The sequence below is a fragment of the Micromonospora sp. M51 genome (assembly GCF_018070305.1).
In the GTDB taxonomy this organism is placed as follows: Bacteria; Actinomycetota; Actinomycetes; order Mycobacteriales; family Micromonosporaceae; genus Micromonospora; species Micromonospora parva.
The window spans coordinates 1-2,175 of record NZ_JAGPXZ010000918.1 but is presented as its reverse complement, the minus strand read 5'-3'; the positions used below and the strand labels follow the sequence as shown (position 1 = coordinate 2,175).

Annotated in this window: 3 protein-coding genes; 2 read left to right on the top strand and 1 reads right to left on the bottom strand. The window is 73.4% G+C overall.

Going from position 1 to position 2,175, the window contains the following annotated elements:
* A partial coding sequence (locus KBX53_RS30715) for a serine/threonine-protein kinase (RefSeq protein ID WP_210863226.1) occupies positions 1 to 1,419 on the bottom strand: 1,419 nt, incomplete at its 3' end.
* 90 nt (positions 1,420 to 1,509) lie between these two features.
* Here KBX53_RS30715 and KBX53_RS30710 point away from each other — a divergent pair.
* Positions 1,510 to 1,704, top strand: coding sequence for an acyl-CoA carboxylase subunit epsilon (locus KBX53_RS30710; protein ID WP_030328908.1), 195 nt, complete (start codon positions 1,510 to 1,512; stop codon positions 1,702 to 1,704).
* Between the two features lie 91 nt (positions 1,705 to 1,795).
* Positions 1,796 to 2,175: hypothetical protein (locus KBX53_RS30705; RefSeq protein WP_210863224.1), on the top strand; the 380-nt coding region annotated here is incomplete at its 3' end.

Here is a 2,175-nt window from a genome sequence, read left to right as displayed (position 1 = left end):
GCCGATCAGCAGCAGCGCGACCAGCGCCCCGATCAGCACGTTACGTCGGGTGTTGTTCGGCTTCGTGCCGTCCGAGGGCGGCACCGACGCGCGGCCGGCCGGACCCACCGGCGGCATCAGCGACGTCGGCGTGGTCGGCTTGCGCTGCTCCGGAGCCACCGGCGGCCCGTCGACCACCGTCGGCTCGTCGTCGACGTTCGTCGTACCGTCGCCGCTCGTGTCGGGCGCGGCCGCGACCGTCGCGGTCGGCTCGGCCCCGGACGCGGCAGCATCGGACCCGGCGGCCCCGGACGCGGCGGCCCCGGACGGGCGGTCGACAGGGGCGGTCGGCTCGGCCGGTGCCGCTACCGTCGGGTCGGCCGGCACCACAGCGGTCGGGTCGGCGGCCGCACCTGAGGAAACCACTGCCGTCGGCGTGGCATCAGCCGCAGCGGTCGCGGCAGCAGCAGCGGGGGCCGCAGCGGCAGCCGGCGGCGGCGACACCGGCTGGTCGACGCTCTCGGCAGGTCGCGGCGCCGGCACGTGCGGCGGGCGCGGCTCGCGCGGACCGTTCGGCCCCGGCCGACGTACGCCATCAAGCAGGGATATCCCGCGCGACCGCTTGCCCCCGGCGCGGCGCAGCAACCGCTCCGCCACCTCGGCGGTGATCCGCTCGTTCGGGTCCTTGCGCAGCAGCCCGTTGAGGACGGCCTTCAGCGGACCCGCGTTCTTCGGCGGCGGAATCGGCTCGGTGGCCAACGCGGCCAGGGTGCCGATCGCCGACGGGCGGGCGTACGGCGACTTGCCCTCGACCGCCGCGTAGAGCGTCGCGCCAAGCGACCACAGGTCGGCCTCCGGACCGGCGGTGCCGTCCCGGGCCCGCTCCGGCGAGATGTACGCGGGTGAGCCGAGCACCATGCCGGTGCGGGTCACGTTGGGGTCGCCGGGGATGGTGGCCAGACCGAAATCGGTCAGCACCACCCGGCCGTCCTCGCCGAGCAGCACGTTGCCGGGCTTCACGTCGCGGTGCATGACGCCCGCCTTGTGCGCGGCGCTGAGCGCGCCCAGCACACCCAGGCCGATCTCCACCGTGCGGGCCACCGAAACCGGGCCGTCCTCGGCGAGCGTGTCCTGCAACGACTTCGACGCCACGTACTCCATGACGATCCACGGATCGCCGTCGGTGCGCAGCACGTCGAAGATGCGGACGACATTGGCGTGGTTGAGCCGGGCGATGGCCCGCGCCTCCCGCAGCGAGCGCTCGCGCATCTCGCGGCGCTCCTCATCGGTGAGACCGGGTGGCGGCACCAACTCCTTGATGGCGACGTCCCGGTGCAGCACCTCGTCGCGCGCCTTCCACACCCGGCCCATGCCGCCCTGGCCGAGCGGCGACAGGAGCCGGTATCGGTCAGCGACGAGTTGGGGAAGCGCGTTCGACATCGGTGAGACGGTACCCGGACCCGCTGACGCTCACACCGCCGGCACGCCACTGTGCGCTTCGGGTAACTTCGCGCCGCGTACCCTGACGGCATGTCTGCCGAAGAGCCGCTGTTCCGGGTCGTCCGCGGCGTGCCCACCGCCGAGGAGTTGGCCGCTCTGGTGGGGGCGATCATCATCCGGTCCCGCCCGGCCGCCGCTCCCACGCCGACGGCCCCGTCCGCCTGGGCGCGCAGCGGCCGACCGGGCAGCTCCCGCGGCTGGCGCGCCGCCGGCCTGCCTCGCTGACCCGCCAGACCGCCGTACGGGGGCTGCCAGGGTGGCGTTGAGCCGTTAACCTCACTCAGGGAAACGGTGCCGCTACGGGTAGGGAGGATCCATGATCCCCGAAGAGGACCGGCCAGCACCCTGGCTACGCGGTTACGGCGGCATCGAAGCCGACATCAGCCAGCTCAGAGAGTTCGCCGACCGGCTCGCCGCCGACGTCGAGAGCAACTACGCGCCGCACCTGTCGTACATCGCCGAGGACATGTCCGCGAAGCTGCCCAACCCCTGCGACGCCTTCATCGAGCTGGTCACCTTCCTGCACGCGCACCACGAGACGCAGCAGGCCACCGCCGACATGGTGTACGCCGTCCGAGGCGCCACCGGCCACCTCGCCGCCGCCGCCGACCAGGTCGCCACCCACTACGCCGACAGCGACGCCTTCACCGCCGCCAGAGTCGTGGACGTGCAACGAGCCCTCGCCAACCCTTTGAA

What these genes read in the sequence shown, in the direction of transcription:
- KBX53_RS30710 (WP_030328908.1), top strand. Translation starts at nt 1,510, where the DNA reads ATGTCTGCCGAAGAGCCGCTGTTCCGGGTCGTCCGCGGCGTGCCCACC.